Source organism: Granulicella mallensis MP5ACTX8 (genome assembly GCF_000178955.2).
Classification (GTDB): domain Bacteria; phylum Acidobacteriota; class Terriglobia; order Terriglobales; family Acidobacteriaceae; genus Granulicella; species Granulicella mallensis.
Genome location: NC_016631.1, coordinates 1,150,440 through 1,174,563, shown reverse-complemented (window position 1 = coordinate 1,174,563; position 24,124 = coordinate 1,150,440). Strand labels below are relative to the sequence as shown.

Sequence of the window (24,124 nt, the reverse complement as noted above, 5' to 3'; positions counted from 1 at the left end):
GTCCATGCGACCCAAACGGACGAAAGATGAGAGTGCAACGACAAAGGCGTCGCGAGAACGCGACGCCTTTGCCGTTGCTACGGGACAGATTAGACCAGCACGCCCTCGCGGACTTCGTCATCCACAATCACCTGGTCACTCGCAGCGACCGAGGCCGACTGCGGGAAGTAGGCGTTCGAGACATACTGGCCCAGTTGGCGATGCGTGTTGAAGAATGTGCCGTTGATCGCGATGCAGTGACGGCGAACTTCAGCCCAGGCAGCCTTGTTCGCGTAGAGCGGAGCGACAGAGTGCTCGATCTTGTAATAGAGCAGGCTGGCTTCCGCCGCCTCATCGTCGCAGTCCGGAATGGCCCAGCCGGTGATGTTCTCCGCACAGCCTTCGATCCACCAACCATCGAGCACGCTCAGGCTGGGAACGCCGTTCAGAGCCGCCTTCATGCCGCTGGTGCCTGAAGCTTCATAGGGCCGCAGCGGCGTGTTCAGCCATACGTCGACACCACCCGTAAGCTGCTCGCCCAGATCCCAGTCGTAGTTTTCCAGGTAGAGGATGCGCAGCTTCGAGTTATTGATCTTCGCTGCCGCTGTAAAGACATCGCGAATCAGTCCCTTGCCGGCGCTATCCGCAGGGTGGGCTTTGCCGGCAAACAGGATCTGCAGTCCACCGATCTTCTCGGCGATCTCAACCAGCCGCTCGGGTGAGCGGAAGAGCAGGCTCGCGCGCTTGTAGGTGGCCACTCGGCGGGCAAAGCCGAGCGTCAGGACTTTAGGATCAAGCTCAACGCCAGTGCGATGTTTGACCGTCGCAATCAGACGTTGCTTGCCGAGCGCATGGGTCGCGTCGATAACCGCGGGGGCGATGCCGTAGACCGAGCGGAAGTACTGATTATCGTGACGCCACTCGGGGACTTCCTTATCCAGAAGCGCCTGGAAGGGCTGCGAGAGCCACGTTCCGGCATGAACGCCGTTGGTGATCGCGTGTACCCGGTAGCCGGGAAACATCCTCTGCGAGACCTTGCCGTGCTGCATGGCGACACCATTGACGTAGCGCGAGAAACGCAACGCCAGATAAGTCATGTTCATCAGACCGTCGTGCAGACAGCCAAAGCGCTCAATCGCCGAGGCGCGGTCATGGCCCAGCACCGCAACCATCTGGTCGAGACCGAACTTGTCATGGCCCGCCGGTACCGGCGTGTGCGTGGTGAAGACGCATTGCTGGCGGATCGCTTCGGCGTCGGCCTCGGTGGCATCGCGGAGCGGAGCACCGTTCAGACGCTCTTCGAGGAGGCCGATCGTCAGCAGTGCGGCGTGGCCCTCGTTCATGTGGCTGACTTCAGGCTTGCAGCCGAGTGCGTGCAGCAGCTTCACGCCGCCGAGGCCGAGGATCGTCTCCTGGCAGAGGCGATAGTAGGTATCGCCGCCGTAGAGGTGGTCAGTCAGCTTGCGGTCCCAAGGGTCGTTGCCTTCGACATCGGTGTCGAGCAGAAAGACCGGGATGATGTGGCCGGTGACACCGACCACGTCGAAACGCCACGCGCGGACCGTAACCTCACGGTTCTGCATGGTGACGACAATCTCCTGGCCGACGGAAGGCAGGGTCGTTTCTGGCGACCAGATGACATCGCTCTCCGTCTGCTGGCCGACTCCGTCGAGGTGCTGCTGGAAGTAGCCGTGGCGGTGCACCAGGGAGACAACAACCATGGATACGCCGGTATCGGCAGCGGAACGCAGGGTGTCCCCTGCCAGCATGCCAAGGCCTCCGGAGTACGTCGGCAGAGATTTGGAAAGTGCAATCTCCATCGAAAAGTAAGCGATCTTGCGTTCGGCGAGATCAATGGCGGGGGCGGGGGTGGCAATACGGGAAGAGGCGGAAAGATTCATTCGGAAGGAGGAGTCCTTTTCTCAACCGGGCAATAATCCCGGCGGCAACAACAACGATCAGGAATCGACAAATGCCCCTCCGGTCCAGCCTGCGTGGAGTAAGTACGCAATCGTTTGACCGCTGATAGTGCTTTGCCTCTTAAAGACTAGCAAGAATCGGCCTCCCGGGCAGAAAAATCGTGGGTTCCGAGGCAGATTCAGGTTTGTGGAAAAACAGCCCAAAATAGGGTCAGGAGGCAGCCGAACCGACGGTAACCATTCCAAACTTCATCGCAAAACCAAGAAGGAGGGCCAGTACGAACGCCAGGGTGCTGAGAGCCCCGGAGCTGCGCAACCGCTTCCGGGCGGCTGCAATGGCAAGAATGACCAGGTAGAGCGCGATCATCAAAAGTAGGCCGTCGAGCACGAAATCGTGCGTGGCGCCAGCGCCCATCTTCCACATAGGCAGAATATTGAACACCGGAAGAAACGACCCGACGCCGAAGACGGCCAGCAGCAGGATGGTTTGCAGCACTACCGAAATCGCTCGCTTCAACAAGGGACTCTCCTTAGGATCGTGATTTCCACGAAATATCTGGCCGGTGCGACACAAGTTTAGCGCATGAGCTAGTGGATAGAAGCTTCAAAGAGAGCGAATCGGCGTTCCAGTTCCCACTGTTCGGCGGCACGCTCGCTGGACTTCAACAGCACGGCACAGGCAGAGGTGGGATTGCTGGTGGAAGTGATCGGTGCAGCACAAGCAGCCTTGCGTCGCGTAAAGCTGTCGGGCGCCGCCCAGAGGCTTTCTCCGGCGAGAAAGGCGTGCTCCAGCGAGGTGCGTGCCATCTGCTTGAGGTCGACATAGGTCAGACCCTGCTCTTCCGCACCCTTCACGTACTCATGCGTGAGGTCGATGCGGCTGACGCCTTCGTCGTCGGTGGAGAGCGCGACCGGCACGTGTGCAGCGCGGTAGGCGGCAAGCGGATGATCGGTCCGGGTGAGGCCAAGAATGACATCGTTGGAGGTCAGGTTGATCTCAACCATGACGTGTTTGTCCGCCATCTCTTTCAACAGGGCGGAGGGATGATCTTCGTAAAGCACATCCATACCGTGGCCGATGCGCTCCGCATGTCCGAGGTCGATGGCCTCGCGAATGTGGAAGCGCAGGCCATCCGGTGTCACCATGCCGGGAGCGATCTCGCCGGCGTGTAGCGACAGGCGAACCTTCGGATAGACCGAGTGCAGATAGTCAAGCATCTGCATCTGGAGGTGGTAGTCCTGCATGGAGACACGACCGTCCTCCGGCATCACGAAGTTAATGCCGACAACGTGTGGATCAGCGCTTGCGACTTCAAAACCGAGAAGCGTCTGGGCAAAAACCTGCTGGGGAGGAAACCCGCGCAGAACCTGGTAGAGCCAATGCGTTTGGATCGTGCAGGGATCATATTCCATCCCCTGGATCTGCACAGGGTTGGGCTGCGCGCCTTCACATCCCTCCATGGCACGACGCGCGGATTCCGCATCGGCAAGCTCTTTGCTGTCGACGCCAACCTCATCGCGCACACCGCTGGCGAGAAGCTCATCGCGGAGCCTGGCAAGCTGTTGGGGGGTAACGGTCTTCTCCGCCCCCTTAGGCCAGCCTAGCTTGTAGCCGAGGTCCGCAGCATGAGTAAAGGTTGGAGTCTGCATCGCCTCGAGATACTGCTCGTTCTGCGCAGCAGCACGCCTGACAACCTCATCCAACCACTCACCCGCATGGGAGCTATCGAGACCGCGAAAGTGATCGAAGGTGGAAAAGAACTGGTCGTGCCCGCTGACGCCGGAGCTGGGAACGAAGCTGCGCATGGAGAAGGCATCGATGAGAGCGTCGTAGAGTCTCTGGTCCTTGAGCGCGGACGACGCAGGAAGATTGCCTGGGCCGCAGGGCGCGTCTTTCCCTGTCACGGGCGGCGCGAACGTCAAAGCTTTGGGATCGACGCAAAGCCCCTGCTTGACGGCCTCGGCAATAAAGGTCTCCGCATAAACCGCGCCGGAGAGATGCATATGAAGATCGGCGCCTTTGGGCATCGGCTTGAGAAACGCATAAAGCTCCGGCGCTCCAAGCTTCTTTGCGGCCTCAAAGGCACGTGCAGTCCGGGCCTCGGAAGGCGTGAGCGGAGAACCTGTCTGTGCCAACACGCCGCTACCGGCAAGGGCTGAGCCAAAGGCAAAGAGAACGGAGAAACGGAGCAGCCTCTGGATAGGGCGGTTGCAAAAACTCATCATGCCGGATGTACCTCGTCAGGGATTTATCGTACCGCGAAGACCGGGGAAAAAGGTTTTGCACTTATCGAGGTTGGCGCGAGACGTAAGTCATTGGTATACTGGCCTTCGACGTTCTCGAAAGCCACACGCGGTAACGCAGTTGGTTATTCCCTCCCCACCATCAGGCAGGCGAAGTCGAAACGCACGAGCTTAACGGGCGCACTTGGCAGCCCGATAGGTGTTCCAGTGCCAAGGCCAGATAGCTCAGTGGTAGAGCGCGGCCCTGAAAAGGCCGGCGTCGGCGGTTCGATCCCGTCTCTGGCCACCACATTATAAAAGACTTAGCGGTTTCCAAAGAGTTCAGGTTTTAGTCGCACGACCAATACAACCATCGCCTAAGCGACGTTCTATTGGTCGCCTTCTTTCTGCTCCGGCTTCTTCTTCAGGCTCCAGATCACCTTCGCGGTGGTGCTTGGTCTTCGTGATGTGCTCGCGTCCCAACTTGGCATAGCGCTCAGTCATCTTGATATTCGAGTGGCCAAGAATCTTCACAAGCTCGTAGAGATCGCCGCCGTCCATCATGACCAGGACGCGAAGGTATGGCGCAGATCGTGGAACCAGAAGTTCTGAATCCTAGCCCTGGCGAGCAGGTCATCAAAACTCCTTTCCAGACGTTGCCGTTCACTCTTGTCGCCCCGGTTTGGCGGGAAAATCCAATCCTCATCAATCAGGCCTCCGATACGTTCAACTCTGTCGTTAGGAGTGACCTAAACCAGACTGTCGCTGTTACAGGCTCAACGGCGTACGCGCTGGCAGATGCACCCCACCCTTTTGCCGCGCACTTATCTCATGCAGAGGTCGCGGATATGCTCAGGAAGCGCAATGCGGCCTGCTGATTTTAACAGTGCTAAAGTCATCGGCCGGGTGCCATCCAATTAGCGATTACCACGCTTGTATCGTTTGATTGCGGCACTAACCTGGTACATCGGCACTATTACGGGACGGTACACCTTATCTGAAGGCGCGGGAATAGATTCAATTTCTCGGTGTTTATTCATAAGGAGAACCAGACGCACTCTACGGCTACTTCTCCGTCGCGGTGCTTCATGTTCAGAGGATAAGGGTTCATTTCAATTTCGATAGGTCCCGGCACCGACTTGTTGACGCCAACCACAGCCAGCGCAGGGCGTGAAATCGCAAACCTGCTTCAGACATAGGAAACCCTTACGCTAATGATGATCCCGCAGAAAACCCGTGAACTATCGACATCGGAAGTCCGCATTCTTTCGCTCGCATCTATCGGAGGTGCGTTGGAATTCTATGACTTCGTTATCTTCGTGTTCTTCGCCACCATAATCGGGAAGTTGTTCTTTGCCGCGAGCCTGCCTGATTGGGTGCGTCAGGCTCAGACTTTCAGCATCTTTGCTGCTGGCTACTTGGCGAGGCCCCTTGGCGGCATCGTAATGGCGCATTTCGGTGATACCAGGGGACGCAAACGCATGTTCACACTCAGCGTCCTACTGATGGCAATTCCGACGCTTCTCATTGGGCTTCTTCCAACTTATCAATCGATCGGGGTGGCCGCGCCCCTGCTTCTCTTGTTGATGCGGATCATGCAAGGCATAGCCATCGGCGGAGAAGCGCCCGGCGCCTGGGTCTTCGTTGCAGAGCATGCGAGACGTGGAAGGGCTGGTTTCGCGATCGGCTTGCTCACCAGCGGGTTGAGCTTCGGTATCCTCCTCGGCTCATTGATGGCCGCATGTCTTAGCCGAGTATTCAGCCAAACTCAGATAGCCGCGGGAGCCTGGAGAATTCCATTCTTGATTGGCGGCGTCTTCGGATTCATCGCGATGTGGCTGCGTCGCTGGTTGAAAGAAACTCCAGTGTTTGAAGAGATGCGGAACCGTGCAAGGCTTTCCCGCGAGTTGCCTTTAGGTGTTGTCCTAAAAGGACATTGTCGAGCGGTCGTGACCTCGATCTTGAGCACGTGGATGCTTACCGCAGCCATCGTAGTTGTAATTTTGATGACGCCTTCGCTTTTGCCTAAGTTATTTGGGATAGCGGCCGGTCAAGCGCAAACCGCTAATCTGGTCGCGACAGCAGCATTATGCATCTCCACCATCGTCATCGGTGCTGCTACAGATCGATTCGGTGTCCGCCGTGTCTCTGTTCCGATGCTGTTGTTCCTGATCGCTTCAGCGTATGGACTATATCGCGGTGCAGAGACGATGCCAGCCATGCTGCTGCCTCTCTATGCACTGGCGGGATTCGGCGCTGGCGCAGTTGTACTCACGCCCATCATGATGATTCACGCATTTCCAACATCGATACGGTTTAGCGGAGTCTCATTCTCCTACAACCTCGCCTACGCGCTCTTCGGCGGACTGACTCCTCTTTTGGTCTCGTGGCTTGCACATCTTGACCGCATCGGGCCGGCACACTACATCGCGGCTGTGACCGTCGTCGGACTTTGTGCAACGCTGATGGCACCGAAGCATGCGCTTAGCGAAATCGATGCCCCCGGCGCACTTTGAAAAGGCTCGTGTCTAAGCCATCATGCTAAACCGCACCATGGAGATTCGAGGGTTCATAGTGCGTAGAGCGGCCAACCTAAAAGGAGTCTGATCACCGAATACTGAATCAATATTCGGCAGGTACAGGCGAACGGTCTTTCTCGGCCAGTATGCATAAAAGATATTCACTCGAGCAATCTCCCAATCTGGCGGGTAAAATCGCGACATCGCATGGAGGTTCAACCTTTGAAATGGCTTCAGCTATTAATTCTGTTCGCCCTGACTTCGCAGGGGGCGAAAGCCAACGCCGAAGTTCGCCTTCCACACCTCTTTTCCGATCATGCTGTCCTGCAACGCGATCGTCCGATCCACGTGTGGGGTTGGTCGGCTCCCGGTGCGCACCTGGTGGCTCACTTCCATCAACAACAGGTCGCGTCGATTGCAGATGCCGGCGGGATATGGAGTCTCTATCTGCGCCCTGAGAGCGCGGGAGGGCCGTATGTCCTAACGATTACAGGAGACGGCGCGGATGTGGCAGTACACGATCTCCTGGTCGGAGATGTGTGGATTGCGTCCGGACAAAGCAATATGGAATTTCCGCTGCAAGGGTTCGGGCCAGACACGCCCCTGAAGAATCAGGCAAGCGAGATTGCTGCCGCCACACAGCCAAGGCTGAGGCTGCTCCGGCTCGAGCATAAGAGCAATGACTTTCCACTAGCTGATCAACAAAACGTCTGGACGCTTTGTACGCCCGACACCGCGAGATATTTTTCCGCCGTCGCCTATTTCTTCGGGCGCGATATCTCGCAGCATGAGAACGTTCCAATCGGATTGGTAGACACGACCTGGGGAGGAACCCCCGCGGACTCCTGGATTTCACTGAACACGCTTGGCTCCAATGCTCAGCTTCTGCCTGCGTTCCTTAGCAGAGCCCATTTTGCCGACGAGCAAAGAGACCTCAACGCGATCCTTGCCTCGGAAAAGGCCGAAGACGAAGCGGCTCAGCACGCAGGCAAGCCTCTTCCGAAGCACCCGTGGCATCCCGCTGAGGAAGCATGGGTGCCGGCAGGGATATACAACGGCATGATCTCCCCGCTCGCGCCGATGACGATTAGGGGGTTCCTCTGGTATCAGGGCGAATCGAACTCCGCACATGATCGCGCTCCTTATTACAAGTCTCTGTTCTCGGCGTTGATCGGAGACTGGCGGAATCACTTTGCGCAAGGCGATCTTCCTTTTCTCTACGTACAAATTTCGAGCTTTGACTCTCCATCAGAGGATTGGGGTGCCGTCCGCGATGCACAGCGCCGGACGCTCGATGTCGCCAACACGGCCATGACCGTTACGCTGGATATCGGCGATGCGAAGAATGTCCATCCCAGCGATAAACAAACGGTTGGAGCCCGTCTGGCTCTAACTGCTCGGCACCTGGTGTATGGTGAATCCATTCTCTCGACCGGACCGCTCTTTCGAGAAGCTACCAGGGAGAGCAATCCAGATGGATCGTTCAGCATGCGCGTTTGGTTCGATAACTCGAAGGGACTCACGTCCAAAGGAAAACCACTCAGCGCATTCGAACTCGCCGGGCCTGACCGCCACTTCGTCGCCGCAACGGCACGTATCGATGGAGAGACCGTCCTCGTAAACGCACCAGAAATCCTTCAACCTATGTATGTTCGTTTCGGATGGTCCGGTGTGGTGGACGGCAATATCTACAACTCAGCCGATTTACCGGCGTCAACATTCTCTTCCGAATTAGCTCCGTAGAGATAGCTGATATTGACTGTTCACTTCAGTTCACCGCCTCCAGCCCGGTACGCTAGGGTGTCCACAAGCTCGTGAGAGGCATCGCCTGCAGTATCCCATAGAACACCGCCGTTTTCATTCTGGAGAGACCCTTGAACTTTTCTGTTGTTTCCCGTTGCACGATAGTTACTGGATTGCTGTTATGCGCTGCTTTACTCACCACGAGAGCGTCCGCGCAGCGTGAACCAGCAGTGCCGCTCGTGACGCATGACCCATACTTCAGCGTGTGGTCGATGACAGACAAGCTTACCGATGGCCCGACGCGACATTGGACCGGCACGGAACAGCCCATGCGTGGATTACTGCGCGTGGATGGAAAATCCTATCGCGTAATGGGAGATAGTCCGCGTGAAGTGCCCGCGATGAATCAGACAGCGATGGAGATAACGCCCACCCACACACGTTATTCATTTGAAGGTGCGGGTGTGCGGTGCGTGCTCACCTTTCTCTCTCCGCTACTGCCGGACGAGTTTGATGTCATGGCGCGGCCAGTAACGTATGTCACATGGCAAGTGTCTGCGACGGATGGCGCGAAGCACACAGTAGAAGCGTACCTGGATGTAGACTCGCGAATTGCGGTCAATTCACAGGACCAGTTTGTAGTTTGGGGGCGATCTGCAGCGAAGGGATTGCAGGTAATGAGCGTTGGATCTCAGGAACAGCGTGTATTGAATCGCAGCGGCGATAATCTGCGCGCCGACTGGGGTTATTTTCACCTGGCTATACCCACGGACGAACAAGCAACAAGCGCGATGAGTGGCGACACGGTGAGGTCATTTGTCCATGACGGCACCTTACCGGAGGAAGACGATGTGAGGATGCCGCGCGTACCGACGGATGGCGCGGTGCAGCTTGCAGTTGCCTTACCCATGAATGTATCCGGAAGCCATGCGGTAGAACGGCATGTGCTACTGAGCTTTACGCAGGATTATGCGATCGAGTATCTGAATCGCAGGCTGCGGCCGTATTGGGCAAGAGATGGCAAGACGAGCGGAACGATGTTGGCCGAATCTGAACGTGACTATGCAGCCGTGGATGCGAAGGCGGTGAAGTTCGACAAAGAACTGGTTGCCGACATGGAGCGCGTGGGCGGCAAAGACTATGCGCGATTAACAGCGCTGGCCTACAGACAGACACTGGCCGCAAATGGATTCGCTGCGGATGTGGATGGCAGGCCACTGCAGTTTCCGAAGGAAAACTTCAGCAATGGCTGCATCTCGACCGTGGATGTGCTGTATCCGTCTGCGCCGTTCTTTTTGTTCTTCAATCCTGCGTTACTCGAGGCGCAGCTTAAACCGGTGATGGACTATGCTGCGAGCGGGCGGTGGCGGTGGCCCTTTGCACCGCATGATCTGGGGCAGTATCCCCTGGCAAACGGGCAGGTGTACGGTGGCGGCGAGCGTACAGAAGAGGATCAAATGCCCGTCGAAGAGAGCGGCAATATGCTGATTATGATTGCCGCAATGGGTCGTGCCCAGGGCGATATGCACTTTGCCAAAACGTATTGGCCATTGCTGACAAAGTGGGCCGAGTACCTGAGGGAGAAGGGACTTGACCCGGAGAACCAGTTGAGCACGGACGACTTTGCCGGACATCTGGCACACAATGCAAATCTGTCGATCAAAGCGATTGACGCGCTGGGCGCTTATGCCGAAATGGCTCAAGAACTAGGCCATGCAGATGAGGCAAAAGCTTATGCCGGCTTGGCAAAGACAATGGCGGCACAATGGGAAACGATGGCGCATGAAGGCGACCACTACAAACTGGCTTTCGATTCGACCGACACGTGGAGCCAGAAATACAATCTAGTGTGGGACAAAGTGCTGCGGTTGAATCTGTTTCCAACCAAGGTGCGAGAGACAGAGCTCGCCTTTTATGCGAAGCACATGAATCGCTATGGGCTGCCTCTGGATAGCCGCAAGACTTATACCAAGCTGGATTGGGAGATATGGACAGCCACGTTGGCGGATTCCCCGCAGCAATTTGAGAGTTTTACCGCACCTATCGCAGCGTGGCTGGACGATACGCCATCGCGAGTTCCGCTGACGGACTGGTATGACACACTGAGTGGAAAGCAGCAGGGCTTCCAGGCCCGCTCGGTTGTGGGCGGGGTTTATATGAAGGCTCTGAGTGACGATGCGCTGGCAAAGAAGTGGCGTAACCATGCGCAGTCTGGGACGTCTGTCTCGCATCTGCAGTAGTAAATCAATTGGAGAACCATAGTGACTGACAGTCGATCAGCGACGTCTGCATATTCCGACAAAAACATCCATGAATCAGCTATGCCATCTTCGAAGATGATTCAACAGCCATCCCAGGGAAGATCCTCGGGCCGCAGCTATCGCATCGAGTCACTTGACGTCCTTCGCGGTCTCTTGATGCTGATCATGGCGATCGATCACACCCGCGACTATTTTTCGAACGCGGCCATCGACCCAGCCGATCCAATCCACTCCTGGCCCGCATTGTTCTTCACCCGCTGGATCACCCACATCTGTGCCCCTGGCTTCATCTTGCTTGCCGGTACCAGCGTTTATCTCCAGCGTCAGCGCAAGAGCGCTGCAACGCTCACCCGCGCTCTTATCCTGCGCGGACTATGGTTGATCGCTTTTGAAATCATAGTAGTAAGTTTCGGTTGGTCTTTCGGTTTCGGGTTGCCGATTCTCCAGGTCATCTGGGTCATTGGTGTCAGCATGATCGTGCTGGCCGGACTGCAATGGCTGCCTGTAGCTGCGGTTGGCGCGTTCGGAGCGATCGTGATCTTTGGCCATGATCTTCTCGATCCCGTTCATGCCGAAAATCTGGGACATTGGTCAAACGCCTGGCACCTCCTCCACCAGCGCGGAGTGTTGACCTTCCACGCGCATCCTGTCGCAGTGTATGGATATCCCATCATTCCGTGGGTGGGAGTAATGGCTCTCGGTTACGGCTTTGGCTCTATCGTTGCGAAGAATCCAGAAGCAAGACAGCGTATTTCACTCCTGACCGGAATAGCGAGTCTTGGGCTCTTCGCACTCCTCCGCTTCACGCACGGCTATGGTGATCCCGGGCCAGGTTTCGAGCACCTTGGAACACCGAGCCACACGGTGATGTCATTCCTCTCGGTACAGAAGTATCCACCCTCGCTCCACTACCTGTTAGCAACACTCGGAGTAGTGCTGTTGCTTTTCGCTCTATTTGACAAAGTGGTCCTTGCCGGCCGGTTGGATCGATTCCGCGCGTTCCTGAATGTCTACGGACGGGTTCCCTTTTTCTTTTACATCGCCCACATCTTTGTCATTCATGCTCTCGCACTCGTTGTGGCACGCGTTACGAACCCCAACTGGCGTTTCTGGATTACACCGGATGCCGTCTTTACACGCCACTTCGACGGTTGGGGCTATTCTTTGCCGGTTGTCTATTTCATCTGGATGTCGGTGGTCTTGGCGCTCTATCCCCTGTGCGCCTGGTTTAGCCGTCTGAAAGATCGGAAGCGCAGTTGGTGGCTGGCATACCTTTAAGGGTTTCGCCGACTACTCTCTGAATCGTGATTCGCAACCGTATAGTTCAATGGCATTGAGACGTCAATGAGACAACTATAGGTTGATCTACGAACTACGGCTGCAGTGGAAGGGATTCCCTAAGCAACCATCTAGTTTTTTATGCGCGATGCGAGAATGCTGTTTTTCACCGCACTGCCGCTCATATTATTCGTTCCGAGAAGCACTTCGAAATGCGGAATTTTGCCATCTGGTTGACGTATCTGTTTCAAGAACGGCAGTAGTTGGGCGTCGTCAGATACAAAATCCAAGGCAGACTCGGTGCCCGCAATCGTTGTACCTTCGAGGATAAGGACGTTGCCGTTTCCACTCAGGTTGGGCAAATAAGCGACGACGCCATAAACCTGGTGCTGCTTGTCCGTCTGAAACGAGTCCCATTGCCTGGGCTCATTTCCCTTGGGCGACCGATTGAGCACTGACGTCTTTCTATTCGCCCGATCATACGAATAGACAAAGTTCATATCGCGCTGAAAGAGCTGGACCCAGGGATTGGCTTCCGGCGCTCCGCTGAGAATGATATTGCCCATCTTCAAGTCGTTGGGCCTTAGATCGCGCGTGTATCGTACCCCGAGTTTGCTCCGCTCGCTTTGCGAGATTTGAGAGAAGTACTGGACCATCTCAACATCGATCATCGATGTATACCGGCCGCGAGCTATCCCCAGCGCCTCTATCTGAAGGGGTGTAGCGGTTGGTGGGATCGTCGTCCTGTAGTCGCCGCTAAGATACTCCGCCAAGCCGACGTCTCGCTTCATTAATCCCTGCCAGACCACCAAATTACTATCGGCCAGGACCAGAGTCGTTGGCTGGTCTGCGCCAAACATCAGGCTCCAGAATGGGTGACCGGCCGAGTGAACCGGTTGCGCCTCCCTGGGAGCGATTGCCATCTTAAGCAGCAGCGCCAGAACTGTTATTGCAAGGACGACGATCAGACCCCACATCAGTCCGGCGCTTCCGATACGTCGTTTTTCGATTCGCAACGGCTCTGCGAACGAGATCACCGGATCTGGCATGGGCGCCGGAGCGGGAACGATTACCTCTTTCGGGAGCCGCGGTTCGAAAAAGGGGACATAACCACCTCTGGGAATCACGATCCTGATCGGCTCAGCTGCTCCCTCGCCGTCGAAGTAGAGATCGAGTCTCTGTCGAAGGCGGCTCACCTGTGCTCTTACGATGCCATCGTTCGCGGAGTCGTAATCACGTGCCCTGCCGAAGACAGCCTCACCAACATTCTGCTCGCTGAGTTCGTCCGCCCTGCCGTCCAGTGCAACATCGCAGACATAAATAAGCAGACTCGAAAGACGTTCGGTCTTCGAGAAGGGCGCGGACGCGACGACACGGCCGACCAGCTCACGGCGAGAATCCGTCTCTGAAGTCCCGGAGTGAGTTTCCTCTTTATCAGCGAGAATCATGGCAACCTACAGAAATTCTAGTTAAGCAGGCTCATGTAAACCCAGCGTAAACAGGATTGAAACAGTCTATTCACTGTATCGGTTACATCCATCCCGAAACCAACCTTCGCATTTTCAGCGTGTTATGTCCTGTATCGGGGGTGTTGCAGTGATTTCCCGTCGAGTTGCAGTGATTTGCTTTGGTAGCTGCGAACGATGGTGCTAATCCTATGCGAGCTGACGAGTTGAAATAGCTTGCAGGAATTGATCTCGCATCAGACGCGGAGCCAACAGGTAGCAGACTGACCGAATTGGTACATCCGGAATTCCCACCAACCATGCTTTAGGAGAGAGTGACGTGATCCGTAATCTTTGCTTCCAGCTTCTATTCTTGTTCGCAGTATTTCCTGTTGCTTCTTTCGCACAGGCAAATGCTGTGGACGCCGCCGTAAACGGCTACGTCTTAGATCCCTCCAAGAGCGCGATCTCCGGCGCTCATAATACGCTCACCAACGTCAGCACCGGTATCTCTCAAGCGGTGACGACCGACGAAAAAGGCTATTATCGCTTTCCGCTCGTGCCGGTAGGAGTCTATCGCCTGGTCACGGTCGCGGATGGATTCCAGACGCATACGCTGGAAGGCATTGTCCTGAGTGTAGGCCAGGAGGCCCGGCTGGATATCCCCCTTGTCGTCGGAAGCACCTCGCAGACGGTCCAGGTTGAGGCCGGAGCAGACATCCTTGACACCGGAACCTCAACGGTAGGTGCCGTGCTCGATCGGAAGGAGATCGAGAACCTGCCGATTCTCTCCCGCCAGGCTTACAACTTCCTGCTCCTCTCTCCCGGCGTCATTGGTATGCCGACCAGCACGTTCTCGACGACCCAGTTCACCTTCGGAGGAACGGAGCGCTCGCAGTGGAACCTCGATGGTCTCGATGACACCCAGCATGGCGGGAACAGGCAGATTCGCCTCATCATCGTCACTCCGGAGGCGATCGCGCAGACCCAAACTTTAGCCAACGGCTATTCTGCCGAGTTCGGCAGAGCTGCTGGAGGTCAGGTTAACGTCCTCTTGAAGTCCGGCACCAATCAGTTCCACGGCTCGGCACTTGGGCAGTGGCGCCCCACGGACCTACAGGCGATCCCCACGCTCGCCACTGTCCAGCCCAACCGTAGCTGGTATGACGAAGCCTTTACCCTGGGTGGACCCATCGTCAAAGACAGGCTCTTCTTCTTTGGGCAGTTCGAGAACAACCCCTATACTCTTCCGAACGCTATCACGATCACTCCGGCCAGTGCCGCAGCACTCGCTTTGCCCAGCAACGAGATTGGTACTGCTCCGTTCGGAGAGACCTACCGTACGCTCGTTGGTAAAGTGGACTACACCCTGAACTCGAAGAATAGTGGCTATATCCGCTATGCTCGTTTTACGAATCATCAGCCAAACAACGACAGCGGCCTCGCCATCGTCGACCGTGGCTCCTATTATGTTGACCACCAGAATGGTGGCGGTGTCCAACTCGCTACCGTTCTTTCCAGCAGCCTGCTCAATGAGCTGCGCTTCGGCACCATCCAGCGCGATACTGGAGATTTTCCCGTAGTCAATAACTCCCCTGCGGGGAATGTTCTGATCAACATTTCGAGCGTTGCGAACATTGGGTTCAGCCCGCTGACTACAACCACCACCACCGAGCGCAGCACCAGCGCGCTCGACAACCTGACGTGGACGCACGGACGGCAGACGTTGAAGTTTGGTGGTGAGTTCGATCACGAACTCTTTGCAAACCTCTCTGGGACTGCTCCCACTTTTACCTTCAGTGGTCTCGCCGCACAGAACGGGCGCCCTGCCGTAAGCGCACTCAACCAATATCTCAACACCGTTGCCGGTGCAATCGATCCGGCGACAGGCTTACCCTACACCTATACCAACCTCACTGCATACAGTGGCAATCCGGAGATTCGGATCGCATTCAACTTTGTGAATGGATTCGTGCAGGATGAGATTCGCATCACTCCTAACCTGAATATCAACGTAGGCGCACGCTATGAAGTGATCCTCTTCCCTACCTTTGATGCTCTAGCGCCTTATCCGCTTTCGCGTAGCGTCCCCAACGACTACAAAGATATTGCGCCGCGGTTCGGCCTCACCTGGTCTCCCTTCGGCAGCCGAAAGACCACTGTCCACGCGGCCTATGGCATGTACTACGATGTGCCCGGCTTAGGAACTTTCTACAATGCGGCGCAGGTCAACGGTCATCGCCTGCTCAACTATCTGGTGACTGGCAGCACCCCGGGATCACCAACATTTCCAAATGTTCCACAATTCAACGGCGGCGCATTTGAAGTCCCTCCCAGCATTACGGCCTTCGACCAGAACTTCCACAATGCCTACCAGCAGCAGGCCAATCTGCAGATCCAGCAGGAGCTTGGCGCCAACTTTCAACTCACGATCGGCTATCAATTCGCGGGTTTGCGACACGGGCTCTACTATGCGGATACAAACCTTACCGCGACCGGACAGACACTGGCAGACGGACGGCCGATCTTTGCCGGCACGGCCAAGCGCCCGAACCCCAACTTTGGCGCCATCAACCTGATCCACTCCGGGACGACATCCAACTTCAACGGCGGCTTCCTTACCCTACAGAAGCGGCTTTCAAACGGCCTTGAGTTCACCGTCAACTACATGTACTCGCATGCTCTTGACGACAATATCGGAGAGGGTGGAAGCATCAGCGATCCTACCAATCTCCGTCGCGACTATGGCAATGCCGACAGCGATATACGCCACAACCTCGTACTCCAGGGGCTGTATCAGCCCAAATTGGCCGCCCCCTCTCTGCACTGGCTCAACGGTTTTGAGCTTTCAACGATTACCTATATGAACTCCGGCTTTCCCATCAACGTAACCGCAGGCACAGATCTTAACAACGATGGAGTCGTCAATGACCGGCCACTCTTTGAGAGTCGCAACAGCGACTATGGCCGCGGCTTCTCTCAGGTGAGCGCACAGGTCAAACGCTACTTCGATATCGGAGAGCGCATCCATATGTCCGCGTTCATCGGAGCAGAGAACCTGCTGAACACCAACAATCTTAACTGCAACACAACCACCGGCTGTACCGGTGCCGTAATCAATACGGCAAACTCAAGCGACCTGTTTCGAGAGACAGCTGCGGGCACCTCGCGCAATGTTCAACTCGGGGCAAGCATTAAATTCTAAAGTAGCGTGGAGGCTACCCTGGCAACTCGGTGGCCTCCACGCTCCATTTCGTTCCGATGATTCGGAGGAGACTTCAGCAGCCCATGCATCTGCGTCATCTTCAGATTTGTTTTCTCGCCCTGGCGATTTTCACTCCCCACAGCTTCGCGGAAGGCTCTCCAACAAGAAAGCCGTTGACTCTGCATGCCGCCATCCAGGACAAGAACTTCTACCTTCTGTCACTTTTTCAGGCGAACCCGAAACTTAGCGGCGCATTAGCGTCAGACAAAACGCTCAGCCAGATCAATTCGACGCGACAACAGCGTCTCAGGCAAGCGCTGCAAACTTGCCAACAGAAGCCAGAGTGTACGTTCCAGGCTCTTGTCTGGAATGACGAGGAGATTCACACCGTTTCACTGGCTCTTGCCCAGATTTATCGCAGCAACCGGCAGGTCCGAAAGATTCTTGACGAAGAACTGCGAGCGAGCGGTGCCTATGAACTCTACCAGGCGCGAGAGGGAGAAGGCCTTCTTGTGAGCGCGTGGGAACTCTGCGCTCGTGGACTCAATGAGGTGCTCACCGTTTACGGAGAGGGCGTTCGTCCTCGTTATCCAAGAATCGATTCCATCTCTTTTGATGTACATTCGGCTGATTTCCAGCAGCGTACAGCCTCTCTAACAGAGCAGTTATCGAACGAAACGCCGAAGCTCTTCTTTGAGTCCTCTCTCACAACTGCACTGCAATTGCTCGCTATGAACCATCGCGATGAGGCAGGTCGCTTTGAACCTATGGAAGAAAGCGTCAATCGCGCAGCGGTGCAGGCTCTCCGATCAATTCACTGGGACAAGTACCCCTACTCGGTCATTGTCGTACCCGGCGAAGGACCGGAAGATCCCAACGTTTCCCTCGCTGAGATTGGCCGTAAGCGGACTGCTTTGGCCGCCGAGGCGTATCACGCGGGCAAAGCCCCTTTCATCCTCGTCTCGGGGGGCTACGTTCATCCTTCCCAGACACGTTTCTCAGAGGCTATCGAGATGAAGAAAGCTCTTCTGAGCGACTACCATGTGCCAGAAGAAGCGATTCTTGTAGATCCGCACGCCCGGCACACCACGACGAATATGCGCAATGCCGCGCGTGAAATCTACCGATACAACATTCCGATAGACAAGCAAGCCCTTGTCGTCAGCGATCCCTTACAAATCACCTATATCCAGGGTCAATCATTCGCTGATCGTTGCCGCTCCGAATTAGGCTATGTGCCGTATCAAATCATCACACGGTCCTCGGATACCAGCATTGTCTTCCTGCCAGAGGTTGAGTCGCTGGAACAAAACCCTATGGACCCACTTGACCCATAGCAATTGTTTTCCGCGGTGAACTGTCCATCCCTTTCAGGTGTTGCAAGCCTGGAACCACCCGGAATCACATGCCTCGCCAGCACGATCACTGCCTGTATCTGGTCCTCGTTCGACGCAGCACTCTTCTGTGCCTATGCTGCGTGAGAAAAAACAGAAAGGCAAACAGAATCAAGCTACGTGATTGGCCTTTGACATCGGCCCAGAGGCAAAAGTTCGGACTGTGCTTCTGCAAGCAAGGTAAAGCTGGAAACATCCGCGACATAACTTCTCAGTGGCTCGGGGTCGACGCCGCTGGTGCGACCGGACGAAGATCCTTCTCGTACTGCTTCAGATACGGGGACAGATCCTCATACTGATCTGTAGCGATAAAGTTCACCCCGGCCGCGATGGCAGCCTTCCATCTCAGGATGACAGCTTCCTTCGAACCAAAGTTGTAATACCCTCCCCATCCTTGGTCATCCCCGGACTTGAAGCCATCGAGAGTATAGAAGCGGGTCCAGTAACCGAGTTGGTGAGCGTGATCAACGAGGGCGCGCAGGCGCGCATCGTCTGCCTGTGTCCACTCACCCGCGTGATTCTGTCCCCCCTCTTCAACGGGATACCAGGAGCTGTTCACCCAACGCCGATAGTTGGTGGGGCGCTCCGTAAGTAACTGTTCAGGAGGGGTCACAACAGCCCAGTGCATAAGCTCCTGCATCGGCATGCCTTTGGGATTTACAGGATCATGAGCCGAGCCGAAGATGCGCAGCTTAGCGCCGACCGGCACCTGGTCGTAGAACACCTTCTCCTGCTCATCGGAGGCTTCAGTAATCGCCAGAATAGGCCTCCGCTCAATCGAAGAGAGTTGGTGAGGATCATCCGTCTTAACGGCAGTTGAAAGCCACGGCTCGTATTCGCCCAGCAACTGCCAGACGGCATTCAGAATCGCCGGCTGGTTATCCTTGAAATCGAAGTGCAGGACGACGAGCGGCCACTCCTTCTTTTTATTCTGAGCAATTGCCTTCTCGATGACAGGCCGGACCTGCTCAAAGAAATATTCGCGTAAGGTTGGCTCCTGGCCGGTGGGCTTGGGCGTATGCGAGACGACGACACGGCCCTTCCCCGTCGCTGGATCTACATACCATGCCAGGTCCTGCTCGATAGAAACCGGAAATCCCGATCGCAACGCGCGCGTCACCCGGTCGTTCCACTGGCCCTCATAGGGATAGCAGTTATGCGCATCCAGTATCGGACGATTGTGGTTTAGAAAGTCCAGGTCGGGGCCCTGCGCAACCGCCGTCGATAAAGTGGTAGCCATTCCTATCCACGCGAAGAAGCACAGGTATTTTTTGAGCGACATTGTAAAACCCTTTTCCGCCATGAACTGGCATCCTAAGCTGGCTATGTCTCTGACCGATTCTGCAAAAACAGCGGCGCCAGTGTGTAGAGTAACGCTGATTGACGCTTTGCTAGAAGGACAACCGCAGAGCGAACTGCATGAAGCGTGGATCGCCTGCGAGCGACGTAATCGTGCCGACGCCACTGTCAGTTAAGGCGGAATCAGGCTGCGCGAACAACACGGTATTCGTGAGATTGAAGACCTCCCAACGGAACTGGAGCTTCGTCTCTCGATAGAGAGCGAAATCGCGCGTCAGAGAGAAATCAAAGACGTTCGTATGGGGTCCACGTAGAGTATTAGTGCCTCCATCGCCGTAGGGGTCGGAGCTTGAGGGCAAGGACCATGCTGCGGAGGTGTTTGGAGAGAGCGCCTGGCAGGCCGCAGTCGGAGTGTAGAACCAGCAATTCGGGCTTCCAACGATCTTCGGTTTGCCGATGAGATTTGGAAGCGATGTCGCATTGCCATTCGTGTCGACGAGGTCCGAGAGATTTCCCCCTGAGGTAACGGTAAAAGGAAGACCTGCTGAATAGGTATAGATACCGGACGTCCTCCAGCCTCCAAGCAGTTGAGATCCCACACCACGTGAAAGGAACGGCTTACCGTGACCAAAGGGCAACTCATAGAGGTAAGACGCGACAAGACGCTGCGGCACATCGGAACCGCTCAATGCATTCGTGAATGTCTGCTGGTAGGTGGTGCCTGTGTTCTTCGACCAGGTATAGGCCACTTCAAGCGACAAGCCACTCGAGTAGCGCCGCTGCGCAGACACCTCAAGACCGTTGTAATTCCCGACGCCGTTGGCTCGAGAATATTCCAGGTATCCGAAGTTCGGATACGGCAAGGTTGTTGTCCCGCGGATGTATTGGTTGAGGTCCTGGATCACATCGAGGTGTGACGATTTAGTGCCCACGTAGTCAGTAGTTAATACCACCTTTCCAGGCAGTTGACGCTGGAAGCCGAAGCTCCACTCCTGGGAATAAGGGGTGGGTGAAGCTTGCTCCATCGCATGGATATGGAGCAGCGAATAGTTAAGATTGGCCGGACTGAGAGTATCGGCAGGAAATCCCTGCTGGAGGAGGAAAGCCGGCTGGAACTTGGTCAAATTCGGATACGCGGTGGATTCGATGAGATCCGGCGGGTTGAGAGCCAGTTGGTCTTCGCTGCCAGCACGTTTGAACAGGAGATAGTAGATGCCGTATCCACCGCGAATTACGGTCTTATCGTCGAGGGAATAGGCTACGCCAAGGCGCGGAGCAAAGTCGTGATTGTTTACCTGGACCAATGAGCGTTGGGACAGAGATCCAGCGGAAGCGAAGAGCAGCGATCCGGCACCTGCGGGATCGAAGTTAGCCAACTGGTTCTTCGCTGAATAAGGCGGTGTGGCGAAGTCATAGCGCAGACCAAGGTTGAACGTCAGTTTCGGCGTAACCTTCCAATCGTCTTGCGCGAAAGCCGAAATCATCCAGAGGCGCTGATCGACGAAGTAGACGTTGGAGAGGCCGCCTTCGTAGACCAGTCCAAGCAGCCCGTCGGCATAGGCCGAACCATTTCCAGGAGTAGCGCTTTCGGCTGAGAAGATACCAGCGAAGGCCAGGCCTCCGTTCATGTAATCCTCATCCTGATAGATATTACGCATGGGCGCGCGCAGATCTCCGCCGAAGCGGAAGAAGTGTTTCCCTTTGGTCCAGGAGACTGTGTCTGTGTACTGAAATTGCTGCGGGACCTGTTGCTTGGGCAAAAAGGCTGGAGATCCGATGGTGGCATTGTTGTCCGAAACATATTCGGTGATGCCAATACCGCCTGCGGTAGCCGGATTGTTTGGAACTCCCGGAATATACGCGTCAGGGCTGTTCAGCCCGAAGGGCTGCTGCTTGTCTTGAGAGAAGTTCCGGACGAATCCGAAGCGGAAATCGTTGGTAAGCGCGGGGCTGAGGGTACGGGTCCAACCCAGCGCTATCGACCACGACTTCAGAGTCGAGTTGCCCCACGAGGATGTGGAACTGCCGTCTGCGATACCGCCAAAATTTCCACCGACATCGCGGATTCGGTTGGAACCCGTGTAGCGGACGAAAACAAGATCCTTGCTGCTCGGGTTCCAGTCCACTCGCGCGTCATAGCTATCCGTGTTATCGATGATCGGAGCTGTTCGCGCATAATTATTGAAGTCACCGGGCAGATTCGGGAGCGGGAAGGCGTTGAGGATCTTTGAACCAAAAGGATCGAAGGCTCCGGATGGAATCGTGTTATTCAGGAAGGGTTTGCCAGTGGAAGGATTGTACAAAGTCGCATAGGTGACGTTGGGGGCACCCGCAGCCGCGGCAGCTGCACTGGTGAAGACGCCGGCGCGCTCATTCGCGAGCGGAACGGTGGAGATACGATTCACACCCTGGGCGATGCGGGTGCCTTCGTAATTGAAGAACCCGAAGAGCTTGTCCTTGATGATGGGTGCACCGAGGGACCCGCCGAACTGGTTCTGGTTCAGTTCAGGCTTTGCGATATTTTCCTGGTGGCTGAAGTAGTCGTTCGAATCGAAGATCTTGTTGCGCAGATATTCGAAGAGAAGGCCATGATATTGGTTCGTTCCACCCTTGGTCGATACGTCCACCTGGCCACCGGGGCTGCGACCGTAGACCGCTGTATAGGCGTTGCTGATGAGCTTGAACTCACTGATTACGTCCACCGAAGGGCGTGCCGCCGATGCAGAAAGTTCCTGCAGATTCTCGGAGAATGTATTGTTGTCGATGCCGTCAAGGATGTAATCGTTCTGCTCATCCCCGATGCCATGGATGACGAAGAGACCGGTGCTGCCGGATACGCTGCTCCCGCTCTGCTGAGTGAAGCGCTGCATCTGGACACCTGGTGCCAGACGAATCAAGTCATCCCAGTTGCGTTGATAGAGCGGAGTCCCCACAATTGTCTGGTTATCGATAACCGTGCCGATCGAAGCATCATCGCGGGATAGTTGTGGCTCTTCCACGGTGACATCTAACTGGGTTGTTCCGCCCGCTACTTTAAGACGAAAGTCCTGTCGGCCGTCCTCCGAAGGATCAAGCATCAGTGAGACTTCCTGCTCCTGAAATCCCGATTGATTGGCGGAAACTCGATAATGCCCCACCGGAAGTCCTACAAAGGTGTAGTAGCCCGAGCGGTCTGTCGCTTTGGTACGAGATACCTGTGTATCGATGTTGGTTTCCGTGACCTCTGCGCCGGCCACGATTGCCCCGGAAGGATCCGTGACTCGCCCCGAGAGAGACGCTACACCTGCCTGTGAAAACATCTTGAGAGGGAGTGATAGAAGACAGAAAGCAAACGCACAAGAGCGGAATCGTGAAGCGATCATCGAGCACTAACCTATAGGTGGTGGGCTGGATAGCTACATTGATAGGCAGGGCGACTGCCCTGCGGGACCGGCGATGATCCCACCCTAAGTCATCCAGAGTTCGACACCTGTGCAAGACACCGTATATTAACGTGCCAAAAGTTTCACTTCAGGAATTAGTTCAGTTGGCTCAAGAGTTTATGCGTTTGTGAAAACTCGATGACCATCCGAAAACCGCCCAGGCTCTAAGAGCGGATTGCATTCCCTGCGTCCGCTCTTGCACACCAGCAATCAAATCTGGCGGCAACGAATTTCAGCCTTTCATCCGGGCTTCGATGCTCCCTATCCGCCGTTCCATCCAGAGACGCAGGAGTCGGTTGGATGCCACCAAAGGCACCGAGGCCGCCATGATTTGGTACACGTCACCCCGCCGGATCTTTGAAACCTTTGCCGGGTCCAGCCAGTGATCGTTGGACACAAGCAGCAACAGGGTCTCTAACCCAATAAGGATTGGCCACAAACAGGCCAACCGTAGCCGTACCGCGAATGCTGGAAGGCAGAGCGTGTATTCGATCGCTTCTCGAAAGTTCTCGAGGGCCTTTTCCACGAGCTCGAATAAGAGCGGCCGTGCGGGCAGAGATGTTTCTGGTAACAGAAGGTCTTGTGGACTTAAGCCAAATCGATCGAGCATCGTGGATGGCAGGTAGCAGCGTCCGATCCGTAGATCTTTGCCGCAGTCTCTGAGAACATTCGTCATCTGTAACGCTTTTCCGAAACGAATCCCCCGGCTCAACACGACCTCAGGGTTGCCGGCAAACGTGCCAGGCACATGCATAAAGGTCATCTTCGTCCAAAATTCCCCCACGCATCCGGCCACCATATAGGTGTATTGATCCAGTTCGGAGAACTCCCGAAGTGCGACGATCCGCCCTGACGCCTCATCAGGAAAAGTACGCAGGTCGAACTCCATCCCCGTTGTAAGAGTGGTGACGATATCGCGCACGGCTTCTCGATCGGACTGACTCAATTGAGAGAGCACCGTCAGTGCTGCTCCAAGCGACTCGAGCAGGACCTTTTCATCTGAATCTGCTTGTTGAGAGCCAACCTCCGCCGACATACGCCTGAGCGCTGCTTCGTCGGACGTGCCGTTCACTTGATTGCGAAGGGACAAGAGTAGCTCCATTCGCTGTCCCGGAGGAATCAGTGAGGTATCGGCAATGGTGTCCGCGGCTCGTGCCAGGAGATACGCAAGGCCAATCGGATCACGCATTCCTGCGGGAAGCACGCGCAGGGTGATGTAGAAAGATCGCGAGACACTTTTCAGGAGGGGGCCGAGAAGCACGGCACGAGCTGGGTTAGACATGAGTTCTGGTGGCCATTCCTTCATCCATTCTACCGGTAGACCAAGTTGAATGAAGCGACGACAGGAAGGGCCGTTTCGAGTAATCCTGCCTCTATTTTGCAGCCGGGAGAGCGAAGTACGTCCAGCGCAATTGGACTAACGGCGATACGACAATT

General features: G+C 55.7%; 15 protein-coding genes and 1 tRNA gene. 7 read left to right on the top strand and 9 right to left on the bottom strand.

Features of this window, described 5'->3' with window-relative positions; translation table 11 throughout:
- Positions 1 to 89: 89 nt before the first annotated feature.
- The 3 genes from glgP to ACIX8_RS04830 all read right to left on the bottom strand — a co-directional run bounded on the left by glgP (position 90) and on the right by ACIX8_RS04830 (position 4,124).
- Positions 90 to 1,880, bottom strand: coding sequence for an alpha-glucan family phosphorylase (glgP, locus tag ACIX8_RS04840; protein ID WP_014264204.1), 1,791 nt, complete (start codon positions 1,878 to 1,880; stop codon positions 90 to 92).
- 229 nt (positions 1,881 to 2,109) lie between these two features.
- Positions 2,110 to 2,415 (bottom strand): hypothetical protein, encoded by a 306-nt coding sequence (locus ACIX8_RS04835; RefSeq protein ID WP_044177817.1) that lies wholly within the window; start codon positions 2,413 to 2,415, stop codon positions 2,110 to 2,112.
- Positions 2,416 to 2,486: 71 nt separating this feature from the next.
- The gene (locus ACIX8_RS04830; protein ID WP_014264202.1) at positions 2,487 to 4,124 is read right to left on the bottom strand and encodes an adenosine deaminase family protein; all 1,638 of its coding nucleotides are present in this window, start codon (positions 4,122 to 4,124) and stop codon (positions 2,487 to 2,489) included.
- A 232-nt stretch (positions 4,125 to 4,356) separates the two neighbouring features.
- On the opposite strand from ACIX8_RS04830, the gene ACIX8_RS04825 reads away from it, so the two are divergent.
- Positions 4,357 to 4,431, top strand: a tRNA-Phe gene (locus tag ACIX8_RS04825).
- 32 nt (positions 4,432 to 4,463) lie between these two features.
- Here ACIX8_RS04825 and ACIX8_RS26085 read toward each other — a convergent pair.
- Positions 4,464 to 4,685, bottom strand: coding sequence for a hypothetical protein (locus tag ACIX8_RS26085; RefSeq protein ID WP_044176177.1), 222 nt, complete (start codon positions 4,683 to 4,685; stop codon positions 4,464 to 4,466).
- The gene (locus ACIX8_RS26470) at positions 4,682 to 4,816 is read right to left on the bottom strand and encodes a site-specific integrase (protein WP_223295536.1); all 135 of its coding nucleotides are present in this window, start codon (positions 4,814 to 4,816) and stop codon (positions 4,682 to 4,684) included. The genes ACIX8_RS26085 and ACIX8_RS26470 overlap by 4 nt, the downstream gene beginning before the upstream one ends.
- 519 nt (positions 4,817 to 5,335) lie before the next feature.
- Between ACIX8_RS26470 and ACIX8_RS04810 the strand changes: the two genes are divergently transcribed.
- The 4 genes from ACIX8_RS04810 (at position 5,336) to ACIX8_RS04795 (ending at position 11,922) form a co-directional block, all read left to right on the top strand.
- The gene (locus tag ACIX8_RS04810) at positions 5,336 to 6,637 is read left to right on the top strand and encodes an MFS transporter (RefSeq protein WP_014264200.1); all 1,302 of its coding nucleotides are present in this window, start codon (positions 5,336 to 5,338) and stop codon (positions 6,635 to 6,637) included.
- A 225-nt stretch (positions 6,638 to 6,862) separates the two neighbouring features.
- Positions 6,863 to 8,383, top strand: a complete 1,521-nt coding sequence (locus ACIX8_RS04805) for a sialate O-acetylesterase (RefSeq protein WP_014264199.1) — start codon at positions 6,863 to 6,865, stop codon at positions 8,381 to 8,383.
- A gap of 131 nt (positions 8,384 to 8,514) precedes the next feature.
- Positions 8,515 to 10,623: a glutaminase family protein gene (locus ACIX8_RS04800; protein WP_014264198.1), complete on the top strand. Its 2,109-nt coding sequence runs from the start codon at positions 8,515 to 8,517 to the stop codon at positions 10,621 to 10,623.
- An 81-nt stretch (positions 10,624 to 10,704) separates the two neighbouring features.
- Entirely contained in the window at positions 10,705 to 11,922 is a 1,218-nt protein-coding gene (locus ACIX8_RS04795; protein WP_052310566.1) for a DUF1624 domain-containing protein, read from the top strand.
- Positions 11,923 to 12,053: 131 nt separating this feature from the next.
- Here the strand turns inward: ACIX8_RS04795 and ACIX8_RS04790 are convergent, their stop codons facing one another.
- Positions 12,054 to 13,370 carry a hypothetical protein gene (locus ACIX8_RS04790; RefSeq protein ID WP_014264196.1) on the bottom strand — a complete coding sequence of 439 codons (1,317 nt, stop codon included), beginning with the start codon at positions 13,368 to 13,370 and terminating at the stop codon, positions 12,054 to 12,056.
- 337 nt (positions 13,371 to 13,707) lie between these two features.
- Here ACIX8_RS04790 and ACIX8_RS04785 point away from each other — a divergent pair, with 337 nt between their 5' ends.
- Together ACIX8_RS04785 and ACIX8_RS04780 are read left to right on the top strand one after the other, a co-directional pair.
- Positions 13,708 to 16,572 (top strand): TonB-dependent receptor, encoded by a 2,865-nt coding sequence (locus tag ACIX8_RS04785; protein WP_014264195.1) that lies wholly within the window; start codon positions 13,708 to 13,710, stop codon positions 16,570 to 16,572.
- A gap of 83 nt (positions 16,573 to 16,655) precedes the next feature.
- Positions 16,656 to 17,909 (top strand): YdcF family protein, encoded by a 1,254-nt coding sequence (locus tag ACIX8_RS04780; protein WP_014264194.1) that lies wholly within the window; start codon positions 16,656 to 16,658, stop codon positions 17,907 to 17,909.
- Positions 17,910 to 18,177: 268 nt separating this feature from the next.
- On the opposite strand, the gene ACIX8_RS04775 is transcribed toward ACIX8_RS04780, so the two are convergent.
- The 3 genes from ACIX8_RS04775 to ACIX8_RS04765 all read right to left on the bottom strand — a co-directional run bounded on the left by ACIX8_RS04775 (position 18,178) and on the right by ACIX8_RS04765 (position 23,969).
- The gene (locus tag ACIX8_RS04775; protein WP_223295465.1) at positions 18,178 to 19,206 is read right to left on the bottom strand and encodes a hypothetical protein; all 1,029 of its coding nucleotides are present in this window, start codon (positions 19,204 to 19,206) and stop codon (positions 18,178 to 18,180) included.
- A gap of 151 nt (positions 19,207 to 19,357) precedes the next feature.
- Positions 19,358 to 22,564 (bottom strand): TonB-dependent receptor, encoded by a 3,207-nt coding sequence (locus ACIX8_RS04770; RefSeq protein WP_150110492.1) that lies wholly within the window; start codon positions 22,562 to 22,564, stop codon positions 19,358 to 19,360.
- Positions 22,565 to 22,919: 355 nt separating this feature from the next.
- Positions 22,920 to 23,969, bottom strand: coding sequence for a phytoene/squalene synthase family protein (locus ACIX8_RS04765; RefSeq protein WP_014264191.1), 1,050 nt, complete (start codon positions 23,967 to 23,969; stop codon positions 22,920 to 22,922).
- Positions 23,970 to 24,124: the final 155 nt, after the last annotated feature.